The organism is Pseudoalteromonas sp. PS5 (assembly GCF_004103255.1).
GTDB lineage: Bacteria > Pseudomonadota > Gammaproteobacteria > Enterobacterales > Alteromonadaceae > Pseudoalteromonas > Pseudoalteromonas peptidolytica.
In genome coordinates, this window is record NZ_RCSQ01000163.1 from 1 (window position 1) to 22,869 (window position 22,869).

Here is a 22,869-nt window from a genome sequence, read left to right on the forward strand (position 1 = left end):
ACTGATGGCTTAAACCGATCTCGGGTTAATTAAGATAATTGGTATAAGTAACGGGTATGACTAAAAGAGTGACGGGAAAGTTGGCTGGATTTTTTGGTGTAGTGGAAAAGTGAAGTGCAGAAAACGATGTTGTTTATTTAATGTTAAATATTGTTTTACAAACATTGTTAAATTGTGTAACTTTATTGGTGACTGTACAACTGGGTAATAAATCCGAGTGGAGTCACTTAGTTAGGTGGTGAGATGTGCGCCCCTGATTGCTTGTTTCGACATACTGAGAACAATATATTGAACATTTTTATTAATCAAGTTGTACCATTCTCCCAATTTGCCGCGACCAGATAAACGGACGTGCTGTTGCGGCAAATTATTTCTCGATCGTTGACTAGGTAACCTAAGCTTAGGAGAATTAATGTCTTACTAGGTCTTGGTGCTGGCGCAAATACGCTGTATTTAAAGTGGGTAAGTATCAGGGCGGTAGCAAAACGCAAGTGCCACTAAGTTATCCAAACTTCAGGTTAAGTACAATATGAACTTTCTTAAAGATATTCCAGCTGATTTAACTGAAGAAGTTTTTGAAATGGCACTCTCTCATCCAAACATCCGAATTGAACGAATAGTATCAAACGGTCATACCTCCCCAAGCTCTGGATATTACGACCAAGACGAAAATGAGTGGGTATTGGTATTACAGGGCTGTGGTGAATTAACTTTTGAAGACGATAGCAAGGTAATCTTAAAGGCTGGTGATAGCCTTAATATTCCCGCACATCAAAAGCATAAAGTGAGCTACACCGACACTTCAGAGCCCACTATTTGGCTCGCTATTTTTTATTAAAATGGCATTTACCTCAACTCAGTTTAAATGAAATTAAAGTCGCCAACGAACACTTGGCTATCGTTGGATACTTCAGTAAACCACTCTTTTAGACTCTCAATTGCTGCGGTCGTTTTTGCTGCGACCGTATCGCGGTGCGGTGTCACTGCATACACACTATATTCCCTTAGCGACCAGTCAGGACACAGTCTTTTTAGCCTGCCTGATGAGAGGTGATGCCTAATTTCTGGCTCTGGTAATACGCCATAACCGATGCCATCTAAGGTAAGCTGAATGCAAGCCTGCATATTGTTTACCATAAATCGTGCAGCAGGTAGCGCTACTTGCTGGTGGGTTTGTAGATGGCTTAAATGGTAAGGATTCTGTTTGCTACTAGTATGGCCGATGAGCGCATGTGGCGCTAAGCTATCGGGATGTTCAATATTGAGTTTTGATAAAGGATGATGGCAACTTACGCATGGAATTAGCTGCCAGTCAGCAAGATGACGGGCGATAAGGTTTGAGTCCTGTAAAGGGCCTATACAGATAGCTAAGTCGACGCCTTCAGTGATGATATCGATTGGTTCGTCGGTGAGGATCAAATCGACTTTTATTTGTGGAAATTGCTCACTCAAATAGCGCAGAGGCTTACTGAGTAGCCCTCCTCCAAACCCGATAGGGGCAGAAATCTTCAATATGCCAGATGGCGTATGTTGTAATAACTCGAGTTCATGCTCGGCCTGCTCTGCGGTTTGTAGTATTTGTATCGCAGAGTTGTAATAAATAGTGCCCGCTTCGGTGAGCGTGAGGTTACGAGTATTTCGATTAAATAAACTTAGGCCTATGTCTTGCTCTAATTTGCTGATCTGCTGGCTGACAGCCGAGGTGGTCATATGCAATAAGTCAGCGGCTTTACTCATACTGCCAGCTTCTACCGTTTTTGCGAACACTTTGAGTCCGCGAGTCAATTTCTGATTCATTGTTAAGACCTGCTTAAAATACCTTTAAGAAAAACCGCATTGCTCCAAAATACGCAATCATCATACCATTACAAATGAAAATAATTGTTATTTATCTTGTATTCTATCATGGAGGTTTCTCGATGTTGATGGCCTGTCGTAGTTTGGCGCCACTCTCTTTAGCTGTTGCAGCTGCCCTGCCTTTTTCTTCACTTGCACAAAGTGATGCAAAATCAGAAATAAAAGAAGAGGTGGAAGTGATCGTCGTATCCGCTTCTGGATTTGAGCAACTGCTAAAAAATGCGCCGGCGTCAGTTAGTGTTATCAATCAAGAAGCGCTAAAGCAGCGCTTTTATCGAGATCTTACTGATGCCATGACAGATGTTCCCGGAGTTGTAGTAACTGGAGGCGGAGACAGGGAAGATATTAGCCTTCGCGGTATGGGCAGTCAGTACACGCTTATTTTAGTCGACGGGCAAAGACAAAGTTCGCGTGAAACTCGGCCAAATAGTGACGGCCCAGGTGTTGAAGGTGCATGGACACCTCCTGTTGCTGCCATTGAACGTATCGAAGTGGTACGCGGGCCTATGTCTTCGCTGTACGGCTCTGATGCAATTGGCGGTGTAATTAACATTATCACGAAAAAAAACGCCTGAACAGTGGCATGGAGAAGTCAGAGTTGATGCAACCAGCCAGGAGAGCAGCCGCTCAGGTGATATATATCAGGCTAATTTCTTTGCTGCGGGCTCGCTAATCAAAGATACCTTAGGGGTACAAATCTACGGCCAAACTACGCACAGAGACGAAGACGAAATCGTGTCTGGCTTTAGAGGTCGCGATGCCGACACGCTGAAGGTAAAGCTGGCCTACACCCCATCAGATGAACACGAATGGCTATTGGATTATGGCATTGCCTCACAAACGCTTGATGCAACACTCGGTAAAACGGTTGCACCACTTGCACCAGGTGAGTCGTGTGGCCGCCGTGGTTGTCCTGAGTCCACTACAACCGAATACGATAGTGAGTCAATCTCTTTGACGCATAACGGTTACTGGTCATTTGGTAGTTCTCGTAGTTATTTAAAACATGAAGAGTTTGACAATAAATCCCGTGAGATGACTGTTAAAAACGTCGATTTCCAGTCTCTTTGGACGTTACCGCTTGGTGAGTCTCATACCAGCTCAATCGGTGTTGCTTATCTTAATGAAGATTTGACCGACAAAACCAGTAATCGCATTAGTGATTTGCAGCAAGTCGACAACGATCAGTGGTCGGTATTTGCTGAGGATGAGTGGCGTATCGTTGAATCATTTGCCCTGACTATGGGACTACGCTACGACAAAGACGGTAACTTTGGCGGCCATCTTAGCCCGCGCTTATACGGTGTTTATACTGCATCAGACGCGGTGACGGTTAAAGGAGGGATCTCAACCGGCTTTAGAGCGCCGAACTTGCGTCAAAGTACTGCAGCTTGGGGTCAAGTGAGCCGTGGTGGCAATATTTACGGTAATCCAGATTTAAACCCTGAAACTTCGATTAACTATGAGCTAGGTGTGTACGTTGAGCTTGCTAAAGGGGTTAGCACCTCCGCAACAGTATTCTATAACGAGTTTGACGATAAAATTTCACGGGTGTCGTGTCCACTAACTCAATGTACGGACGGCCCTAACGAGTTTGGCTCGTTACCGACAACTTATGTCAACGTTGATGAAGCCGTAACCCAAGGGGGGGAAATTAGCTTCTCGGGTCAATTGACGGAAAAACTAACGCTTAGCGCAAACTATACCTACACAGATTCGGAGCAAAAAACCGGAGTGTATGCTGGTAGCCCATTAAATCAGTTACCTAAACATCTGTTCCAAACGTCGCTTAATTATCAGTATTCGGATGAGCTAAACACGTGGTTACGCTTCCACTATCGTGGTGAAGAAAGCCAGCCGGTAACAGGTCCTTCGCAAAGTAGCTTAGTCGCACCTTCGTATAACCTAACCGATTTAGGTGCAAATTATCAGCTGAACGAAGCGATCAAGCTTGGGTTTGGGATTTACAACCTCTTCGATGAAGAAATTACTGAAGCAGAATACGGCTACTTTGAAGACGGTCGTCGCTATTGGGCTTCATTGGCGTGGAGCTTTTAATGACACGAGTTCGCTCAGTGGCTAAGTCGTCGAATCGACGACTTAAAAAGCTGTTTGATTGGCGCACTTGGCATTGGATGAGCTCTGCCGTGTGTTTGGTGGGCATGCTGCTGTTTGCCGTGACTGGGATCACCTTAAATCACGCGAGCCAGATAGAAGCTGCACCAACCACACATGCCAAAGAAGCGGTGCTGCCAAGCGCGCTGTTGACCCAGCTTAACGCGGCGGCAGAGCAAACAGCGCTGCCACGCAGCTTTCAATCTTGGTATCAGTCACACACAGGTACGGCGTTACCTGCACTACAGCAAGTGCAGTGGAGCGAGTACGAATTGTATGTTGCGCTGCCAAGAGCAGGTGGTGATGGCTGGTTTAGCGTCGCCCTTGATAGCGGTGAGTTTTATCAAGAGATCACAGATCGTGGTTGGGTATCATACCTTAACGATCTTCACAAAGGACGTAATACAGGATTTGCATGGCGTATGTTTATTGATGTGTTTTCAGTAGCTTGTATAGTGTTTTCGCTTACAGGATTATGGCTTTTATACAAGCATTCACGAGGAAGAAAGTCGACTTGGCCGCTCGTCGCAGCAGGCTTTGTATTACCTGTTCTAGTGCTGATGGTACCCGTGCACGCTAAAGCTGATGAAGTTGAAATCACTATCCCGCGTTTAAACGTCGCGGAATATCACCCACCTTATATAGCAGTATGGCTGGCGAACAGCAAACAACAGCGAGTTGCCGATATTGCCGTTTGGTATGACGTAAACATGGCGGATAAAGAAGGTGAAAAGTGGCTAAAAGACTTACGCCTATGGTGGCGTAGAAGCGGCCGTAGCCTATCCATGCCTGTAGATGGCGTGACTGGTGCGACAAGGCGTCCAGGTACGGCAAAGATTGATTTAGCCCCTTGGCGCAACGAGTTTAAAGCTTTACCTGCGGGTGAGTACACGCTGTTTGTCGAGGCTGCTCGTGAGCTTGGAGGTCGTGAAGTATTGAAACTGCCAGTGACCTTACCTATCACTGCACCTGTCACTGTGATTGCAGAAGGTAAATCTGAACTCGCTACAACAATTTTAACAATGGAGCCTTAATCGTGAAAATTTCAACGTTAGTTTCTGGTGTCTTAGTTGCCTTAGCCGCATATAGCCCGTTAAGTGAAGCGCACCGAGTATGGATCAAGCCAAGTACCACCGTGGTGTCTGGTGACAGCGAATGGATCACGTTTGATGCTGCCATCGCCAATGGGATCTTTAACCCAGATCATTATGCTTATCCACTAGAGCGTCTATCTGCACTGTCTCCCTCTGGTAGCAAGGTCGAACTTAAGAACGCCGCAAAACTTAAGTATCGCAGTGTATTTGACATTGAGCTCAATCAGCAAGGCACTTACAAAGTGTTTAATCAAAGTCGCTCGCTGGTGGCGCGCTGGACTGATGAAAACGGTAAAAAGCACTACTGGCCAGGGCGCGGAAAAACTGGCTCAGTAGAGGCCTTTAATAAAGAAGTACCAAAAACGGCAAAAGATTTAAGTGTGGCCGACGTTGCAAGACGATTAGAAGTATTTGTAACTTTGGGGGCACCCAATAACACTGCGCTTGAGCCAACGGGCAAAGGGCTAGAACTAAACCCGGTAACTCACCCTAATGACTTGTACACCGGTGAACCCATTACCTTGCAATATACCATGGATGGTGAACCTGCAAAGGGTGCTGAAGTGATAGTGGTACGCCAAGATGAAAAGTACCGTGATAACAGTCAACCAAGCAAATATACAACGAATGCCAAAGGTGAAGTGACGCTAACACTATCTGAGCCAGGCATGTATTGGTTTGAAGTGGAATATGAAGACGACAAAGCACAACTACCTGCTACAAAGCGTACCGGCAGCTATGTCACTACCCTTGAGGTATTACCGCTTTAGCTAACCGTCCCCATGTGGTTTGAGACGTGCAGTCGTCTCAGCCCATTTTATTTAGTGGTCATAACAGAGACGCCACTAAGTGCCCAAAGGGGGAGGCGTTCCTTCCTCCCCCTTTTCTTTCTTAGTTGACTATTGCTCACACAGCGGCAGTGCTCTTATGTTAGTAAGTTGACTGCAAAAATGCTCATTGTGAGAGACCAGTATAAATCCACAAGGAAGCTGATTGAGCATGGTAGCCAGCTCCTGCTGTGCTTCTAAGTCGAGGTGATTGTCGGGTTCATCAAGTAGTAAAAAACCTTGCAGTTGCACTACTAACACAATCGTGGCTTTCATTTTTTCACCACCACTTAGTTTCATGATAGGCGAAGATATTTTATCTAATTTAAGACCAACGCTTGCGAAACTGGTGATGATATTATGATGTGGTGTATCAAGTAAGCGCACGGCAATGTCTAAAATACTATTGCCTTGCTCAAGCCAAGCACAATGCTGATCTAAGTAAATACATGTTGTGGGGCGCTGAATTTCTCCACGCTTTAACTCTAGCTTACCGGCAAGGGTTTTAAGCAAAGTGGATTTTCCGATGCCGTTATCTCCTGTTACTCTGAGTTTTTGTGTTGTATCCGCAAAAAGGTTTAGTGTCTTTTCTGGTCCAAAGCACAGTTCGGCTTCACATAAGCGGATTTTTTCTTTCGCTCTAGTAGTGGTATTAAAGTGAAACTGCTGTTTGTCTTCTCGATAATACACTGCACTTTCTTTCACTCTATCTTGAGCTTGCTGAATTTTATGGGTTTGTCCGGCATGACGCTTACTTCCTCTGTCTGACTTAAAGTCAGCAACCAGTTTACTTTGGCTACCAGCGCGCACTTGTGCTTTCCCTTTATTGGCTTGCCTTTGATATTGTAAACCCACTGCAATCAAAGCATGTTTTAGTGCTTTTTGCTCTGCGCGATTTGCTAAATGCTGTTGTTTTTGTCGGGTCTGGGTTTGAAGTAACGCCTCTTTAAAAGCGTTAAATCCATGCGAGTGATGAGTTAGTTCCCCCTGTTTTAGGTGAAGTATATGGTCGGCTTCATCCAATAAAATGGGATCGTGTGTGACGACAACCACACCATGTTTGTGGTGCTTTAGCTGTTCAGCTAACCAGTGCTTATTGTTGCTGTCCATATGATTGCTCGGCTCATCCAGTAATAGGATTGCTGGCTGGGATTGTAATACTTCGATATAGGCTCGCATTTTTGCCCCTGGACTTAGCTGCGTAAAGGGGGTTTCCAAAGTGAGTTCTAGCGGCGCAAGTGTTGCTTGCCAAGTTGATTCTAGCTGCCAATCATCTGCGATTAAGTCAAAATCGTGCTCAGAGGCTAACCCCTGATGGGCGCGATGCAGTGCTGCTAATTTTTCTTCAAGCCCAAGCAGCTCTGAAACGTGACTAAAACGGGTATTCGAATCTTGCGGAAGATAAAAGGACCCCCCCTGAGTCAGGCGCTCGCCCGAGGTTAGAGGCTGTTCACCGGATAGGACTTTGAGTAAGTGTGATTTGCCCTCCCCATTAGGGCCTGTTATCGCAATAAATTGTCGCTCTATTGTTAAGTCGACATCGCAAAATAAACATTGGCCATTTGCAAGGATAAAACTTGCCTGCTTTAACTGTATCCAAGGCATAATTACTGCTCCTAGTTGCAGCAGTGCAAAAGGCTAAAGGCAAAAAGACTCGTAAAAGCCATAAACAGTAAAATAGAAAATGAGAGTCTATAGATTAGTCTGAGAAGCCTCAACGATAACCATAAGCCTTGCACTGAAAATTAATAATAAGTTCGTCAGTTACAAAGGGCTTAGTTGTTCATTGTAATGGCAGCTCCTAATCAGGGGAAAGTGGACGAATATAAATAGTACTCAAACGATATTTTGCAGACACTTAGATAAATGTCAAGAGCTTGATAGTATGCCTAGTCAAAAGGTTGTGATATTACACAGTAAGGCGCTTGCAGACACTACCTGATGTTAATAGTTTGTATTTCCCTTTTGACTAATCAGTAGGAACTGTATATTTTAAATTGGTTGCTAATATGGAGAAGGGATCTGATGAGAGCAATTGCAGGAAAGGAAAGTGCTGTGAGCTTTATCGAAAATTATGAATTTGATGAGGCTGTGCTCGCGTGGTTTGATTGGCATGTGGAAACTCATTTTGGGCAAAGGTTATCTGAAAAGGAAATACAAGTAGTTGTTGAAGGGTTAAAAGACTACTTGATATTTACCATCATTTCGCCTCATAAAGTGGCCGCTGCAAGCAAGCTGGTTGATGAACTGTTTCATGCTTTTATTTTACATACACATCAGTACGCGTCCTTTTGCGAGGGGGTTGGGCAGTTTATTCACCACTACCCAGTGCGCAAGCGCGAAGTACTTGGTCATCAAACTCCATTAGAAAATATCGAATATAACGAGCATTATCAGGCAATTATTAGAACATACTGTCTTGCTTGTCAGGCTTCAGACCTAGATCCCCTCACAACAACGCAAGTCCCTTATTTATTTCAAGTTGACTCACTGTTACCAAAAGAACATGCGGTCTTGTTTGATATTCAGTTTTTTCAATCTGTGCTACCAAAACTTGGGGCGCACCATTTTATGATCAACGAGTAAAGGAGATATACATGTCATATTTAAAAAATCGAGCAAAAAGTAACAAAGCGGCTCATGCTCAAGTAGTGATAGAATTAGTAAAAGCTGAGAAGTTTGCAGACGTTTGTTTAGCTGGTGTATGGCCTAGAAAGTAAACGCTTTGAGTCTAGAACAAACTTATTTTTATGGACATACTCGAAAAAATTGTAGCCCTAGAACAAGGGCTACATACACCGCAAATGCGCAGTGATATTGAACGGATCTCGGATTATATTCACGATGAATTTTATGAAGATGGCCTATTTAGCAAAGGGATGACCAAAGCTGATATTCTAACGGGGTTAAAGCATGAAGACCTTAGCAAGCATAAAATAGTCAGTGAGGATTATAAATTGGTGTCTCAGAGTCGTACACAGGTGATCATTACATACATCTCAGCACTTGAGAGTGCTCTAGGTGAGAGATCATACCATGCCCAGAGGCACTCTACTTGGTGTCGCTGCAGTGATGATAAGTGGCGTCTGATAAGTCATAGTGCAACATTGATATAGTCACATAATGTGTTCATCTAATACCAATTAGCCTTAATACTTGCTGCGTTTGAAGGAGTAAAGTTGATGCTAACAGCGTTAAAAATTTCTTATTTAAACTGAGTTCTGTTTAATCAATAACTGGAGTATAAAAATGAGCAAAGTAGCTAAATATAAGCGCTTTAGGCAAGAGCTGGGGCAATTGCTTGCACAATACAAAGGCTATGGGTTTGTACTTGGTTTTCTGCTAAACCTCAGTATTTGGCATATCGCATCTCAGTTTGTTGCTGCTCCCTTTGTCTCCAACTTTTGGAATCAAGTGTTTGTTTCCTTGCTCTTTTCTGCGGTTTTTTGCCTGCGTGCAGAGCGAAAACTAACTTAATTTGTTTACCGAAAAGAAAGGCACAACACTCATGTGCCTTTTTACTACAGCGCGGCTACAAACAATATTGTGAAATGATCTTATACACTTGGTTGATATTGTCGCCAGCTTTAAATTCTTTACTAATTGGTGTTGGATCTGAGCCGATCCAAATTTTTAATTCCGCATCAAGGTCGAAGTGACCCGCAGATTCCTTGCTGTACTTCGTAATTTTGCTATACGGGATGCTGAGCATTTCTACTTTGCTACCAGTCATGCCTTGTTTGTCGATTAAAATTAGGCGTTTATTGGTAAAAATAAATAAGTCGCGGATCACCTTGTAAGCTTGTGCAACTTCTTCTCCGGTGATAAGTGTATCTTCTAATAACTTATCAACTTCGTTACTGTCTACTTCGCTCGCATTACCAAGTAAACCACTTAATAGTCCCATTATTCTTCTCCGTTTGATTTAAATTGCTCTTAGGCTGAACACACAATAGTTATCATTGCTAAGTGAATTAATGATGAAAGTGACAAAACCAGCATAGAAAAGCACGCTGATTTTGCCAAATTAATAACCCGAGTTTAGCGTAATAAGTTAGCTTATATCTCTTATCAAACAAATTTTGCCATCGCGAAAAGCAAACTCTGAGCGGCCTTGCAAGGAAATGCTTTGCCCTGCTTTCATGCCATTGGCTAAGTCTTGGGCTAATTTTGCTTTGTAGGTCACATCAACAATAAACAGATCGTTGTCTTGCGTGGCGGCGGTTAAAGATTGAGTGCGTTCAGAAAATACCTTTGCGGACTGATTTGCTAAGTCAGCAAACTCCATTTTACTGGTTGTACGTGTTGTAATTTCACCATTGGCGAGGTTTTCAAACACAACATCATCGGTGAGCAGGGTTAACATTCCCTCTATATCAAATTGATTGTAGGCTGAGATATAGTTTTTAACTAAGGTTTCCATCGTTCCTCCTTGGTATATCAGGATAATAACTCAGTTATAATAACTTAGATCGGTTTGTTCAATTTCGCACACTCTTTTTACCACTTTGTGCTGTGCCATCAGCCGCATAAATCGTCCCAAATTAACATAGTCCTTTGGCGCGGTATTGAATCCACTTGCCCAATGAGCCAACATAAATAAATAATAATCACAAAGCGTGAGCTGCTCACCAACTAAGTAGGTATGTGTTGCTAACTGCTTGTCGATGAGTGCAAACATGTCGCCGACTCGTTGCTCAGCGACTTGAGACATAGTCTTATTGTTCTTTGGTGACAGCTGATACTTTTCAGGATAAAAATACAGCATGAGCTCTGGCTGAACTGTGGTGGTTAAATAAAAAAGCCACTGATAAAATGTGGCTCGCTGTGAGGTTGCTGGCGCTGGGATGAGCTGGCCTTCAGGGTGCTTTTCGCATAAATGCAAACAAATTGCTGCACTTTCAAAGATGACCTCATCGCCGTCGACTAATGTTGGGATCCGTCCTGTTGGGTTGAGTTCTAAATAGGTCGTAGACTTGTGTTGTTGTGTTTTTCTATCGACTAAGAGCAGTTTTTTCTCTAGTTGTAGGTGCTCAAGTACAAGGTGTGGTGCCCAACTGGCATTACGCGGATAGTAAAATAACTGATACATCTTTTGCTATTCCTTGATGCTACTTTTAATTTGCGTGTGGCTGGTTTTCATCCCGATAGTTACAACTTTTACAGAGGCTGTAAACCATTATTTTGCTTTTAGCAGGGAGAATTAAAAATGTATATTGGCAAGCTGTCTGAGCTAACTGGGCTGTCAGTCAAAGCTATTCGCTTTTACGAAGAGAAAGGGCTTATTCCTACGCCTGAGCGAGTTGGTAAGTATCGTGTTTATTCGCAAGAGGATGTCGACCTGCTGTTGTTAATAAAAGAAGCAAAGTTGCTTGGGGTGTCGATTAAGCAATTACAGCAGGTGATTAAAATTACAGGGCGGCAAGTCAACTGGATTGAAATCAACGCATTTTTAGTTGAGCTTAAAGCTGCTTTCATAGAGCAAATTACAGAGCTTCAGCAAAAGATACAGCGTATTGAACACTGCATCGTATCGCTCGATGAATGCCCACAGTTAACACCATGGCAGCCACAGGTAGAGTAACTTGACTCTCCCGTTAAGGGGAGACAGTACAATCGTTTCTTAGTCACTGGATAAGGAAACGAAAATGAAAAAGATACTGTTACTGAATGGTAATCCCAAGAACAAAAGCCTGTGTCATGCGATCACCACAAGTTACGCTAAAGCAGCAAGCACTCAACATCAAGTGCGTAGAATGGACCTCCATGAGATGCACTTCGAAGTCAATTTGATGTATGGCTATGAAGCGAACCAAGTTGTAGAGCCATGCCTACAGCAATTCCAACAAAACCTACTGTGGGCAGAGCATATTGTAATAGTAAGCCCACTTTGGTGGCTGGCGTTACCAGCTAAGCTTAAAGGGCTAATCGATAGGACATTACTCCCCGGGTTTGCTTTTAAATACAGTGAAACAGGTACTGAAGTTGAAAAGCTTTTACCGAATAAAACAGCAAGGGTTATTCTAACCTCTGACGCGCCGCAAACGCATTTGGAACAGGCTGCTGAAGGACTAATTACTCAGCTTACACATGGAACGCTCGGGTTTTGTGGCATAGCACCAACGCAATACACGTTATTTGGCCCTGCCCATTTGGCAACCTCAGAGGTCATTGATAACTGGCTAAGTGAAGTGACAAGCTTAGCCGTACGGGGGGAGTGAATAAGAAAACATAACTTCTATTACTAAGCTTATTTTAAATCAAAATTTGCAACGCCGAATGTTGCTATCTTTTACATTAAGATGGCAACTTGGGCGAAGTGTATGCGAATTTGGAGTTTATTGCTTTTTGCGTTTCCATTATTGGGAATTGCAAATGAACCAATTTTGCCACTTGAGCCTATAACGGGGCTTAATGCGGATAAAGTAAGCTTAGGTAGAGCGCTTTTTTTTGATAAGCGACTTTCTCGAGGAGATCAAGTCAGTTGTGCATCATGCCACCAATTGCCCAGTCATGGTGCAGATGTAAAGCCCCTTTCCAGAGGAGTTAATAACGCGCTCGGTGAGCTAAAAACTCCCACTGTTTACAATGCCGCTTTAAATATTCGCCAAGCGTGGGATGGCCGCGCACAATCGCTGTATGATCAGGTTGACTCTCCTATCTTAAACCCAAAAGAACATGATATGACTTGGCCAGAAGTCGTCGCTAAGTTAAATCAAGATAAAGTGTTGGTCGCACAGTTTGCTAAAGTGTACTCGCGAGGAATAACCCCGCACACAGTAAAAGATGCGATAGCGAATTTTGAAGAGTCGTTAATTACGCTCAATGCACCGTTCGATTTATGGCTCAAAGATAGCAGCGTAAAATTACCTGAGTCGGTAATCGCGGGCTACGAGCTATTTAAGCGCTATGGTTGTATTAGTTGTCATCAGGGACGTAATGTTGGCGGTAATATGTTTGCCAGAATGGGTACGTTTGGTGATTATTTTGGCGATAGGAATACACCAATTAAAAAAGCGGATTTTGGCCGTTTTAACGTTACTGGAAATGAGCAAGATCGCTTTGTGTTTAAGGTGCCGAGCTTGCGACTCGCGAGCAAACAAGCGTACTTTTTTCATGACGGTAGTCATACAAGTTTAGAGTCGGCAATCGAGGCAATGGCCAGGTACCAGCTTGGCAGAAAAATCCCTGACACAGACATGCAGAAGTTAGTTGCATTCATTAATAGTTTAGCTGGACATCATCACGAAATGGATTTGGAAAGACAAAATGAGGAATAAAGCTTTCATTGGTGTACAAGCATTATTGCTGTGTGCACCGATTGCGCTTTTCGCGTATTTTTACTCGCAACAAGAAATAAATAGTCATGTGCATCAAGCTCGAGTTTCACTATTGATTGAAGCAAAAAGCATAGATGCCAAACTTGATGCAGCGGTACTGCAAATGTTGAGTGCGCAGCTCAATCAATATGATGAGTTAGCGCAACTTGCACACGCCATTGATGAGCTAAACACAACCCAGAAGCATGAGCTATTTAACCATACAGATCCAGATGTACTGCGGCAATATGAAGCGTATCGGGCGTTATTGAGTGAAAAAGTATTACAAGTTGAGTCAATAAAAACAGCTGCTGCCAGTATTAAAAACAGCTTGCTCTACCTTCCTGAGTTAGTGAAAGAACTCGAACAAAGCGACCCCGAACTTGCAACAAAGGCTAATCGAGCGCTTGCAAATTTAATGCTTGGGCAGCTATATGAATTTGCTATTGAACCTATCCCACATATTCCATCTGAAAGTGACGTAGCAAAGCTAATTTATCAGCATTTTAATGTCGCGGTGACAAGGAGTGTAGAATTAAAGCAGGCAAGGCAACGGTTTCTCAATTTACCCAGTAGCGATACTTTCACTGCGCTTTACAGTAGTTACAATCGTTACCATAGCCAGACATTAGAAAAAGCCAAACAACAAAATGAACTACTATTGACGCTGGCAATTGTGCTGTTCTTATTGCTTATTGTGTTTGCAAATCGTTTATATGCAGCTAAAAATAAAATTCTAAGCACCAGCAGAACGTTATCTGACGCTGTTGCGCGCCTGACGGAGGGGTTTGCATTATTTAGCCGCTCTGGCAATTTACTGCTTTGTAATAGCGCTTGGTGTGAACACTTTGCTGTTGAAGACCAATCTTCCATGCCCCGTAAACTAGAACAATGGCAGCATCAATTTGGTGACATATTCAACACTGACTCCAATTTACATCAAACAGCTTTGGGTACTTGGCTTCAAATAAAGCAAACAAAGACGCACAATAATGGGCAAGTATTTGTCAGTGTTAATGTATCCCCCTTTAAACAAGCTGAAGAAGAGCTAAGAAAGTGGGGCCATGCAATTGAGCAAAGTCCTGCTTCTATCATTATTACCGATCCAAGAGCTCGAATTGAGTATGTGAACCCCAAGTTTGAGCAAGTAACAGGTTACTCACTTGCGGAAATAAAAGGTCAGACACCGAAGGTGTTGGGGTCTAAACAAGGCTTTACAGACTACAAAGCACTATGGCGAACTATCAAGCAAGGTAAAGTTTGGCGCGGAGAGTTTTTTAATCGTCGTAAGTCAGGTGACTATTATTGGGAATATGCGTCAATTTCTCCGATTAAGAATCAGCAAGGGGAAATAATTAATTTTATCGCGATTAAAGAAGACATAACCGCACAGAAAAGTGCGAGCGCACAGCTCAAAACTGCGGCAGCGGTTTTCAATGCGACGCAAGAAGGGATCATGACAACAAATGCCAAGTTGGAGATCACAGCCGTCAATCCCGCATTCACCAAAATCACAGGATACGAAGAACATGAAGTATTAGGACAACGGCCAAATATTCTGAGTTCAGGAAAGCATGACAGACATTTTTATGACCAAATGTGGAGTACGCTGAATACCCAAGGTCAGTGGGCAAGCGAAATATGGAATAAGCGCAAAGATGGTACTTTGTATCCAGAATGGTTAGCGATTAGTGTGGTTTATGACGATAAAGGATTGGTACAGCAGTATGTGGCTATTTTGTCTGATATGACAGAGCGTAAAGCCCAAGAAGAACAGATTGAATACCAAGCTTATTATGATGTGCTAACCGGATTGCCAAATCGAACGTTGTTACTTGAACGAATTGAGCAAGACATCAAAAGAATGAGTCGCACAAAACATCAAAGTGCGGTGCTATTTATTGATTTAGATAGATTTAAACGCGTCAACGATACCATGGGGCACGAAGCGGGTGATGTATTGCTTATCTCTGTTGCAAAACGGTTAAATGAATTACTGCGCAAAAGCGACACACTAAGCCGCTTTGGCGGTGATGAATTTGTGCTGCTGCTTAGCCAAATTACACATCCAGATCACGCAGCCCAAGTTGCCGACAAAATCGTCAAAGCATTGAGTGAGCCCTTTGTCATTAATGGGTTTGAGGTTTTCACCGGTGCAAGTATTGGGATCGCAATTTTACCAGGTGATGCAAAAGATCAAAAAGAGCTGTTAAGACTGGCAGATTTAGCGATGTATAAAGCCAAAGAGGCTGGGCGGAATCAGTACCATTTCTTTGCGCAAGAGATGCAGCAGCAGGTTAATCGCCGAGTTGAATTAGAACAACATCTGCGAGTGGCGTTAGAACATAAAAAGATAACCGTACATTATCAGCCCATAATAGATATTGTGACAGGCCAACTATATGGCGTAGAGGCCTTAATGCGTTGGCCGACTGATTTTGGTCAATATATCTCACCCGCAGAATTTATTCCTGTGGCTGAAGAAAGTGGTCTGATAGCACCTTTGGGGGAGTGGCTATTAGGACAGGCCTGTGGAGATATTCGTAGGCTTAATAAAGCCATCGGACTCAATTGCTACCTGACGGTAAATGTATCGAGTCAACAATATCGGTTAGGCTTTAATGCCACTATCATTAAGCAAATTATGCAGCAATCAGGGTTTCATCCTGAAAATCTGACCCTTGAAATTACCGAAAGCATATTATTAGAAGACGATAAAGCGGTTACTGAGTGGTTACAAAGTTTGCGAGCAACTGGCGTGAATTTAGCCATTGATGATTTTGGAACGGGTTATTCTTCGCTGAGTTACCTCAAACGCTTTCCAATCAATACATTAAAGATAGACAGAGGGTTTATTCAAGATATTGATCAAAACCAAGATGCAGCGGTTTTAGTCAATGCAATATTGTCTATGGCAAAAAGTCTTTCATTAAAGGTGATTGCAGAAGGTGTAGAGCAGCAAGGTCAGCTGGACAGTCTAAAAAACTTGGGGTGTCAGTATGTTCAAGGGTATTTATATGCAAAACCAATGGCAATTGAGGGCTTGATCGAATGGGTTGAACGCTTCACGCTGATTTCAGAGCGAACCTGCCATAAGTTGTGGTTGGATTAAGAGGTTTTATTGGGGGAAGTATTTATATAATTAAACGTCATCAATACACCAACCGAGAAAAAGTAGATAATGGCAAACTGCGTATCGATTTAAGGCTTTAATACCGAAAAAATATGGCAATCGTAAAAGTGCCCTGCTTTGAAAATTGCGCGCTTGAGTATGGCTTCTTGTTCGAAACCTGATTTTTTTAGTAGCTTTATTGAGGCGTGATTTTCATCAAATACGCTCGCAAACACCCTTACAACGTCGGTATCATTGAACACAGCAGTAACTATTTGTAAAACCGCTTGATGTGTTATTCCCCTGCCCCAATGACTTTTTGCGAGCCAGTAGCCAAGCTCCCCTGAGCATTGGTATTCAAATTCCCCAGGGTTGACACCTATACAGCCGATAAGTTGCTGACCATCACAAATTGCTCGAATATAGCCTTGTTTACTTCCCTCTTCTATCCACCACAGAGCATCTTGTTGGGTATAGGGCTGCGGAATTTTAGTTGAGAGGTATCGAGTAACTTCTGGATCGTTCAAAATAGCGACTAGAGGGGCGACATCGTTGGTATTAAATTCTCTAAGTTGAAACAAAAGTCTATCTCACTATATTAACACTCGGCGTAGATCACCTTGACTGATATTGGAGCAAAGGGGCTATCGTGTCTCTTCCCGATGCCGAAACCTTGCAAAAACAACTCGAGTGAATACAAAAGCTATATGAAAAGCAAGTATCAACTAGCTGTATTTGAGTTTGCATTTTTGGTAGATGCTCAGCATCTTACTTATCCGTAAACTAGCATGTACCTATTGCGCAATCAACGGGGGAGGTTTTTGTTTTTTTATCTGGTTTTTGAACTGTGTATATTGCTTTTTGGCGTTTCGCCCTAATTAACTATGGCGACAATCCAATTACAAGGAGTAATTCAAATATGGAAAAAAACAGCCTTATCACGTTGGTGAAAGCTTACTTTGAAAAGATAGATGCTGGAGATCCAACCTATATAGACCTGTTTCACGACGAAGTTACATTCTTTTTCCCCAAATTTGGCGATGCGGTTGGCAAACAAGCATTACTAGAGTTTGGTGACAAGATAGGGAGCTCACTCAATAGTATTTGGCATGATATTGAGCAATTTAACTTTATTGTCTCTGGGAATACTGTTGTGGTAGAAGGGCAAGAAGGCGGAGTTATGCGCGATGGCACAAAGTGGCCGGATAATCATATATCATCAGGGCGCTTTTGTAGTGTATTTGAATGTAATGATAATTTGATAGCTAGAATGTACATTTACGTAGACCCAGACTTTCCAAGTCGTGATTCTGAAAGAATAGCCACGCTGTCTAGAGTGACACTCTAATGCAACAAGAGCTACGATAAAAATATAAACTTTAGACTAAACAGTTTGATAAATAAGTGTGATTACCAAGCCACTTTGACGTCGTCACACTTCCAGTGTTGCCGATGATCAGCAGTCTGTGTCAATCTTATTGTGATAGTGTTCATTCAGTCAAAGAGCGGAAAGAACTTGCATGTATTTCTACCCTTTTCTCAAATTTGAGTAGCCAGACACTTGTTATTACTCTAGATGCAGGTGGGCCAAAGAAAATTCTATGACGAGTTTTTTGATGATTTTTTCAGTATGATTTGGGTTATGCAGGTTTACACTGATACATTTAATATGGATAAAAAATTTATGCTGGCACCCAGCACCCTTCCGTTATTCACTTCTGTTATTGATATTTTGGCTAAGTACTAGTATCGGTTAAACGCCCATATCTGCCGAATAATTGTATTAAAGGCGTGATAACGAGCGGGCAATGCTCTGTTTTTTTTACAGACTAAATATAAACTTTCCATTACTGGCTGTGTTGGCCGCAAAACTTGTAAATGCTCAGGGCTATGAAAGCCGCCGACAGCACTTTTTGGTAGCACAGTAAAGCCCACACCTTGAGCGATTGGCTCTAAGATTTGACTAATTTGGTTAATTGAACCAACGATAGGGATTTTACTAACATCTAGTTGTGTTAGTTCTTGCTCTTTGGATTGCTTAAAATACAAAGATAAATAATGCTCGGCATCTGGGTGATTGATTAGTCCTAACTCTAAAAGTAAGGGCGCGTATCGATCACTAGTATTGGCCTGTTGTGGTAAAATCAAGCAGAGCTCTTCTTGACCAAGCGTTTCAAAATCAAAGAAACTCTCATTGGGTATATCGGTTACAATTCCTTGATCAATCTGGCCGTTTTTGATGTCAGTCAAAATTTGATGATTTGGTGCTGCTTTAATATTAATATGAATATTGGGGTGTTGAACTTGAAGTTGTAATAACTTTGGGTAAAGCAATAAGGCTACTGAGCCAGAACATGCTAAAGTACACTCTCCTGATAAAGGGTCGTCAAAATTTAATTGCTCAAAGAGCAGCTTTTCCTCCCTGATCAATGCTTTGGCATAGTTGTACACTAACCGACCTTGCTCGGTAACCGCGAATGACTTCTTATCTCTTCTAATTAAATTATATCCACACGATTCCTCAAGTTTGCTGATATGCTGGCTAACTCCCGGTTGAGTCATATACAGCTTCTCGGCGGTTTTTGTAAAATGCCCCGTATCAACTAAGGTAATAAATGTTTCTAACCAAACTGGATTGAGCACAAATAAAGCCATAACAATAAATTATTGAATTAATAATAATTGATAATTTCATATAATCAATGTCTCGCCATAGAATTTACTGACTAAGTCGAGTTGCTATTGAAAAATGTTGGAGAAATTTATGAAAATGAATCATGTCGGTATTATGGTTGGCAATATGGACAAAGCGGTTGAGTTTTACACCAAAGCGCTAGGCCTCAGAATAGTAATGAATAACACCAAGGTGATAGAAGAGCGAGAATCAGCGATTGGTCGCATGTGTATTGCGGTATTCGGTGAGGGCTTCAAAGGCTTCAATATTGCTCACCTAGTCACTTCTGATGGTATTGGTGTTGAGCTTTTTGAGATGGTTGATCGCGAAGAGCGTCATCACGTTGATTTTTCTCGCCTTGGTATCTTCCATTTTTGTTTACAGCTGCCAAAGGAGCAGTTTGATACTGCGATTAAACGTGTTGAAGAGTATGGTGGCAAAGTTCGTATGGATATTCATCGTTACCACCCCGAAGATGAACTCAAGCAAGCGCAAATGGTTTATTTAGAAGACCCATTTGGTAACCTATTCGAGTTTTACTCTCACTCTTATGAAGATACTTACGCATCAGACTACGAATAAAACAAAGGGGTAGAAGTTGTCTACCCCTTTGCTTGTCACATTTATGGGAGATTTACCTTTCCTAATATCAATGGTTGTTGATTCATCGCTCATTGTGAAGGTGTAAATTAGACACTAACTGCGTTGAAATTTCTTATTTAGAACAACTAAATAGCAAGTTTTTTGCCTTGCCTACTGGACGTATGTACCTTGGCCATAGTCGGACGTGTTCGCGGTTTATCGACAAGATTTTATCGCCTCAAAATAACGCACTGAATTAGGCGAGTAGGTATAACTCAAAAATCAAAGGCATCTATAGATGCTCTTGGCTCTTGTAATATTGACACTTAATACAAAAAAGCCAGCTAATGACTTTAGCTGGCTTTTTAAAATTCATGAAAATAATACTAGAGATGGAAAATAAGCATACCCTGCTCGCTCACGAGCATCTCTCCTTGTTCATCAGCGCGCAATTGTACCTGTTGCCCATCGTGAAGTAATTGATAACGTTGACCTGCGGCTAATCCATTAATATGGACAGTTGCCCCAGACTCGACAGGCTGAGTGAAATAAATATCTTGTGCGTATGGAGATAACAATTCTTTGCTGAATAAGACTATCTCATCTACCCGTCCAGCAGCTTGCACATACACTCCTAAATGAGAAGGCGATACTTCATCAAGTTCTTGTACATTAACTTCAGGCACCTCACCTACATCTGCAAAACTTAACACTGACAGCAGTTCATTATTGACTTGGGGGGTATTTGCTTCTAATTGAGTATGCCATTTACGCTGGTTCAATGGAGCCTGATAGGTCAGTACATCTTGATAATACTGAGTCTCGTCAACTATCGATAAAGTATAGTCTTTAGGTAAAATGGGCTGATAGATAAACTCTTTCCCGTCATTTATGCTCGACACCCTATCACCATCGAATATAGGTTGTGCTAAAAAGCGTTGATTTTGCTTCACGCTGCGCACGTACTGATCACCTGCCTGTAATCCAAGTTCTTGATGATATTGCATTAAGTCACGGATCACACTTGGCTCAGTTTCAATGCTATCGTAAACCAGAACGATATTGGGCTTTAAAAAAACCAGTTGTCTTGCGATTTTTTTCGCGTAACTTGCTTGCCAATAACCCAACATATTATAGGTTTGTTCGGCACGTGCTGCGATGAAGCTCATTTTAGGACTATCGTATAAAGTAACATATTGACCACGACCAGCCGCTCTGTGTGCTGGATTAGAAGAGCCATCATGAGTGGCATTCTCAATTAAGATGGTATTATGGGCTGTTGAGTTAATAGCAAACTTACCATACCCGGTCATCTCTTTGGTTATCCATTTTCCAGCATGAGCTATATCAAATGAGAGTGTATCGAAATGTTGATGGTCTACAATCGCCGGGCTATTCAAAAAATACAAGTTGGTTGCTGAACGAGACCAATCAGAACGTGATGCGACTAGCCCTGTTCCAGGCGCATAAAAAAATGTGCCGGGCTGCTGTGGTGCCTCACTGATTGGTTCTTCTGGTTCGAATAACACGCGCTCTAATCCCGTGTCCATTGAGCCGTTTGGATAGCCCTCCTTTTCGATGACTTGTTCAAGCCAAGCTTGAGCCTGAATTCGGCGTTCTGGATTTTCGACCATAGCGATTAAGTGCAGCATCATGGCATAGCGATGATCACCTGAGAGAGGCACGTAATCATCAACATGCTCCTGATCACCATAAAAGTACATACCTGTGCCACCAGCCAAGGTTTGATGGAGATAAGCCAGTACTACCTGCTCTGCGTAATCGTTTGGATAATCAATATTACGTAGCTCTTTATTGTACATGTACAAGCGCATCCAGTGCATCATAGTACCAGGGCTATAATCAATACCCTCAGCCCATACGCCGCCAGCCATAACATCATCCATAAACTTATCGACAACGTATTCTTTTAACAATCGATCTCCGGCGTTTAAGTACTGTGTGCTTTTCTCCCGGATCTGAGGATCATGAGCGTTTTGTAGCGTCATACCCAGTAAAGAAAGGTTTTCCGCTAGCGAGGTGACTTCATCTGTGTCCTGCCAGCGCATTTTCGAAAAGTCATCACTATAGCCCAAGTAATCAAGCCAGTAGTCGCCCCATAACGCAAAGATCGCTTCAATATCCCGTTGCTGTTGTTCACTAAACATGGTCTTCGCCCATGCGTACGTATACTGCGACCAACGGGCCTGTGAGCGAAACAAGTTTCGATTGCTGTAATACTGCCACCCTACGATCGGCTCACTTACGTATCGCTCTAAAAATAGCTGCTTGGCTTTTGTGCCATGTATTTTATTTCCTGTTATTCGATAGCTCAGCGCGTAGGCGCCAGCGTAGTCCCAAGTATTATATATACGCTCTTTTGCAAGGTTGGCAGCAAGCTTACTCTGGAACGTTTGCCAAGCTGGGGTTTCTTTCTGAGCGGCTTGAGCAAGCCGAGCTATTCTATCAGCGGGGAGCAAATAACTTGGCTCTAAACTGGGGTTATTATGTATACCGTCATCAATATCTGAGGCACATGCTTCGTTTGGCAAATTAGGGGTTAATGTCACATCATCAAGCAACACCTCTGCTGTACCTCCTTGCAACGCTAAGGCGATAGAGTACCCTGTAACTTGTTCATCTTCAGACAATATGATGGGCTGACAAATTGTTTGAATTTGCTCTGTGAACGGATTCAAATTGATACTGTCTTGAATATGTTGACCACTGTTCACCTTCACTAAACTGCGAAGCTGTAATGTTCCACCTTGAACTGGGTTAAGTAGCTTCACTTTTGCCCTGAGCGTCATGCCTAAAAGCGTTGGAGCTTGCCCCCAAGGATAGAAATAGCTGTAGCTACCGCTACTCCAGTTAGTTAACGAGAGCTGCAAACTTTGTAGCCCAGAGATAGGTTCAATTTGGTTTAAAGTTAATTGCGCTGTTTGTGGGTTAGAGGCCGTAAATTCGTTATAGCCTTGTTCAAAATCCGCATTGACTAAATGCGACTGATCGGCCAATGCGTGCATACTTATGCTATTAGCCAATACAATAGAAAGTAAATGGGTTCTCATATTAATCTCCTTATGACCTGAGTAATTATCCTAATTCAGAACTGAATTATCAATATGGTATTTGTGTTGGATTTTATACTTAAATAAACACTATGATATATGGCAACGAAATAGCAAAGTGAAACGACTAAGCAACGTCGCTGATAACCCCTTTAAATTTGTAGGTTTCCTAAAAGTTATTCAACGATTTTACTCTGAACTCAATGAATTGAAGAAAC

21 protein-coding genes and 1 pseudogene are annotated in these 22,869 nt (G+C 42.4%); 14 read left to right on the forward strand and 8 right to left on the reverse strand.

Going from position 1 to position 22,869, the window contains the following annotated elements; translation table 11 throughout:
• The first annotated feature begins 529 nt into the window (after window positions 1–529).
• A complete protein-coding gene (locus tag D9603_RS18095) occupies window positions 530–838 on the forward strand; it encodes a cupin domain-containing protein (RefSeq protein WP_128732357.1) in 309 nt (102 codons plus the stop codon).
• Window positions 839–861: 23 nt separating this feature from the next.
• On the opposite strand, the gene D9603_RS18100 is transcribed toward D9603_RS18095, so the two are convergent.
• A complete protein-coding gene (locus D9603_RS18100; RefSeq protein ID WP_128732358.1) occupies window positions 862–1,797 on the reverse strand; it encodes a LysR family transcriptional regulator in 936 nt (311 codons plus the stop codon).
• 122 nt (window positions 1,798–1,919) lie between these two features.
• Between D9603_RS18100 and D9603_RS18105 the strand changes: the two are divergent.
• The 3 genes and pseudogenes from D9603_RS18105 to D9603_RS18115 all read left to right on the forward strand — a co-directional run bounded on the left by D9603_RS18105 (window position 1,920) and on the right by D9603_RS18115 (window position 5,836).
• Window positions 1,920–3,915: pseudogene (locus tag D9603_RS18105) on the forward strand (ligand-gated channel protein).
• Complete coding sequence (locus D9603_RS18110) at window positions 3,915–5,006, forward strand: PepSY-associated TM helix domain-containing protein (protein WP_128732359.1); 1,092 nt, start codon at window positions 3,915–3,917, stop codon at window positions 5,004–5,006. Before D9603_RS18105 ends, D9603_RS18110 begins: the two are co-directional and overlap by 1 nt.
• A gap of 2 nt (window positions 5,007–5,008) precedes the next feature.
• On the forward strand, window positions 5,009–5,836 hold the full coding sequence (locus D9603_RS18115; protein WP_128732360.1) for a DUF4198 domain-containing protein: 828 nt from the start codon (window positions 5,009–5,011) through the stop codon (window positions 5,834–5,836).
• 129 nt (window positions 5,837–5,965) lie between these two features.
• Here D9603_RS18115 and D9603_RS18120 read toward each other — a convergent pair whose 3' ends face one another.
• Window positions 5,966–7,498, reverse strand: coding sequence for an ATP-binding cassette domain-containing protein (locus tag D9603_RS18120; RefSeq protein ID WP_128732361.1), 1,533 nt, complete (start codon window positions 7,496–7,498; stop codon window positions 5,966–5,968).
• Between the two features lie 420 nt (window positions 7,499–7,918).
• Between D9603_RS18120 and D9603_RS18125 the strand changes: the two genes are divergently transcribed.
• The 4 genes from D9603_RS18125 (at window position 7,919) to D9603_RS18135 (ending at window position 9,370) form a co-directional block, all read left to right on the forward strand.
• On the forward strand, window positions 7,919–8,479 hold the full coding sequence (locus D9603_RS18125; protein WP_128732362.1) for a hypothetical protein: 561 nt from the start codon (window positions 7,919–7,921) through the stop codon (window positions 8,477–8,479).
• Between the two features lie 11 nt (window positions 8,480–8,490).
• On the forward strand, window positions 8,491–8,613 hold the full coding sequence (locus tag D9603_RS22305) for a hypothetical protein (RefSeq protein WP_263972643.1): 123 nt from the start codon (window positions 8,491–8,493) through the stop codon (window positions 8,611–8,613).
• Window positions 8,614–8,643: 30 nt separating this feature from the next.
• Window positions 8,644–9,009, forward strand: a complete 366-nt coding sequence (locus tag D9603_RS18130) for a nuclear transport factor 2 family protein (protein ID WP_211091672.1) — start codon at window positions 8,644–8,646, stop codon at window positions 9,007–9,009.
• Between the two features lie 133 nt (window positions 9,010–9,142).
• Window positions 9,143–9,370, forward strand: a complete 228-nt coding sequence (locus tag D9603_RS18135) for a hypothetical protein (RefSeq protein ID WP_125251250.1) — start codon at window positions 9,143–9,145, stop codon at window positions 9,368–9,370.
• Window positions 9,371–9,425: 55 nt separating this feature from the next.
• Here the strand turns inward: D9603_RS18135 and D9603_RS18140 are convergent, their stop codons facing one another.
• From D9603_RS18140 to D9603_RS18150, 3 genes are all read right to left on the reverse strand, one after another.
• Window positions 9,426–9,800, reverse strand: a complete 375-nt coding sequence (locus tag D9603_RS18140) for a PH domain-containing protein (protein WP_125251249.1) — start codon at window positions 9,798–9,800, stop codon at window positions 9,426–9,428.
• Window positions 9,801–9,947: 147 nt separating this feature from the next.
• Window positions 9,948–10,316: a nuclear transport factor 2 family protein gene (locus D9603_RS18145; RefSeq protein WP_125251248.1), complete on the reverse strand. Its 369-nt coding sequence runs from the start codon at window positions 10,314–10,316 to the stop codon at window positions 9,948–9,950.
• Between the two features lie 30 nt (window positions 10,317–10,346).
• Window positions 10,347–10,985 (reverse strand): glutathione S-transferase family protein, encoded by a 639-nt coding sequence (locus tag D9603_RS18150; protein ID WP_128732363.1) that lies wholly within the window; start codon window positions 10,983–10,985, stop codon window positions 10,347–10,349.
• Window positions 10,986–11,102: 117 nt separating this feature from the next.
• On the opposite strand from D9603_RS18150, the gene D9603_RS18155 reads away from it, so the two are divergent.
• From D9603_RS18155 to D9603_RS18170, 4 genes are all read left to right on the forward strand, one after another.
• Window positions 11,103–11,477 (forward strand): MerR family transcriptional regulator, encoded by a 375-nt coding sequence (locus D9603_RS18155; protein WP_128732364.1) that lies wholly within the window; start codon window positions 11,103–11,105, stop codon window positions 11,475–11,477.
• A gap of 64 nt (window positions 11,478–11,541) precedes the next feature.
• Window positions 11,542–12,114 carry an NAD(P)H-dependent oxidoreductase gene (locus tag D9603_RS18160; protein ID WP_128732365.1) on the forward strand — a complete coding sequence of 191 codons (573 nt, stop codon included), beginning with the start codon at window positions 11,542–11,544 and terminating at the stop codon, window positions 12,112–12,114.
• 102 nt (window positions 12,115–12,216) lie between these two features.
• Complete coding sequence (locus D9603_RS18165) at window positions 12,217–13,173, forward strand: cytochrome c peroxidase (RefSeq protein ID WP_128732366.1); 957 nt, start codon at window positions 12,217–12,219, stop codon at window positions 13,171–13,173.
• On the forward strand, window positions 13,163–16,324 hold the full coding sequence (locus D9603_RS18170) for an EAL domain-containing protein (protein WP_128732367.1): 3,162 nt from the start codon (window positions 13,163–13,165) through the stop codon (window positions 16,322–16,324). Before D9603_RS18165 ends, D9603_RS18170 begins: the two co-directional genes overlap by 11 nt.
• Window positions 16,325–16,413: 89 nt before the next feature.
• Here D9603_RS18170 and D9603_RS18175 read toward each other — a convergent pair whose 3' ends face one another.
• Window positions 16,414–16,905, reverse strand: a complete 492-nt coding sequence (locus D9603_RS18175) for a GNAT family N-acetyltransferase (RefSeq protein ID WP_125251242.1) — start codon at window positions 16,903–16,905, stop codon at window positions 16,414–16,416.
• Window positions 16,906–17,243: 338 nt separating this feature from the next.
• Between D9603_RS18175 and D9603_RS18180 the strand changes: the two genes are divergently transcribed.
• Entirely contained in the window at window positions 17,244–17,672 is a 429-nt protein-coding gene (locus D9603_RS18180; protein WP_128732368.1) for a nuclear transport factor 2 family protein, read from the forward strand.
• A gap of 395 nt (window positions 17,673–18,067) precedes the next feature.
• On the opposite strand, the gene D9603_RS18185 is transcribed toward D9603_RS18180, so the two are convergent.
• Window positions 18,068–18,967, reverse strand: coding sequence for a LysR family transcriptional regulator (locus D9603_RS18185; RefSeq protein WP_128732369.1), 900 nt, complete (start codon window positions 18,965–18,967; stop codon window positions 18,068–18,070).
• 121 nt (window positions 18,968–19,088) lie between these two features.
• On the opposite strand from D9603_RS18185, the gene D9603_RS18190 reads away from it, so the two are divergent.
• On the forward strand, window positions 19,089–19,580 hold the full coding sequence (locus D9603_RS18190; protein WP_125251239.1) for a VOC family protein: 492 nt from the start codon (window positions 19,089–19,091) through the stop codon (window positions 19,578–19,580).
• Between the two features lie 386 nt (window positions 19,581–19,966).
• Here D9603_RS18190 and D9603_RS18195 read toward each other — a convergent pair whose 3' ends face one another.
• On the reverse strand, window positions 19,967–22,651 hold the full coding sequence (locus D9603_RS18195; protein WP_128732370.1) for a heparinase II/III family protein: 2,685 nt from the start codon (window positions 22,649–22,651) through the stop codon (window positions 19,967–19,969).
• Window positions 22,652–22,869 lie beyond the last annotated feature (218 nt).

Excerpts from the sequence above, each read along its gene's own strand:
- D9603_RS18095 (WP_128732357.1), top strand. The coding sequence starts at position 530 with ATGAACTTTCTTAAAGATATTCCAGCTGATTTAACTGAAGAAGTTTTT.
- D9603_RS18100 (WP_128732358.1), bottom strand. The coding sequence starts at position 1,797 with ATGAATCAGAAATTGACTCGCGGACTCAAAGTGTTCGCAAAAACGGTA.
- D9603_RS18110 (WP_128732359.1), top strand. The coding sequence starts at position 3,915 with ATGACACGAGTTCGCTCAGTGGCTAAGTCGTCGAATCGACGACTTAAA.
- D9603_RS18120 (WP_128732361.1), bottom strand. The coding sequence starts at position 7,498 with ATGCCTTGGATACAGTTAAAGCAGGCAAGTTTTATCCTTGCAAATGGC.
- D9603_RS18125 (WP_128732362.1), top strand. The coding sequence starts at position 7,919 with ATGAGAGCAATTGCAGGAAAGGAAAGTGCTGTGAGCTTTATCGAAAAT.
- D9603_RS22305 (WP_263972643.1), top strand. The coding sequence starts at position 8,491 with ATGTCATATTTAAAAAATCGAGCAAAAAGTAACAAAGCGGCTCATGCT.
- D9603_RS18130 (WP_211091672.1), top strand. The coding sequence starts at position 8,644 with ATGGACATACTCGAAAAAATTGTAGCCCTAGAACAAGGGCTACATACA.
- D9603_RS18135 (WP_125251250.1), top strand. The coding sequence starts at position 9,143 with ATGAGCAAAGTAGCTAAATATAAGCGCTTTAGGCAAGAGCTGGGGCAA.
- D9603_RS18140 (WP_125251249.1), bottom strand. The coding sequence starts at position 9,800 with ATGGGACTATTAAGTGGTTTACTTGGTAATGCGAGCGAAGTAGACAGT.
- D9603_RS18145 (WP_125251248.1), bottom strand. The coding sequence starts at position 10,316 with ATGGAAACCTTAGTTAAAAACTATATCTCAGCCTACAATCAATTTGAT.
- D9603_RS18150 (WP_128732363.1), bottom strand. The coding sequence starts at position 10,985 with ATGTATCAGTTATTTTACTATCCGCGTAATGCCAGTTGGGCACCACAC.
- D9603_RS18155 (WP_128732364.1), top strand. The coding sequence starts at position 11,103 with ATGTATATTGGCAAGCTGTCTGAGCTAACTGGGCTGTCAGTCAAAGCT.
- D9603_RS18160 (WP_128732365.1), top strand. The coding sequence starts at position 11,542 with ATGAAAAAGATACTGTTACTGAATGGTAATCCCAAGAACAAAAGCCTG.
- D9603_RS18165 (WP_128732366.1), top strand. The coding sequence starts at position 12,217 with ATGCGAATTTGGAGTTTATTGCTTTTTGCGTTTCCATTATTGGGAATT.
- D9603_RS18170 (WP_128732367.1), top strand. The coding sequence starts at position 13,163 with ATGAGGAATAAAGCTTTCATTGGTGTACAAGCATTATTGCTGTGTGCA.
- D9603_RS18180 (WP_128732368.1), top strand. The coding sequence starts at position 17,244 with ATGGAAAAAAACAGCCTTATCACGTTGGTGAAAGCTTACTTTGAAAAG.
- D9603_RS18190 (WP_125251239.1), top strand. The coding sequence starts at position 19,089 with ATGAAAATGAATCATGTCGGTATTATGGTTGGCAATATGGACAAAGCG.
- D9603_RS18195 (WP_128732370.1), bottom strand. The coding sequence starts at position 22,651 with ATGAGAACCCATTTACTTTCTATTGTATTGGCTAATAGCATAAGTATG.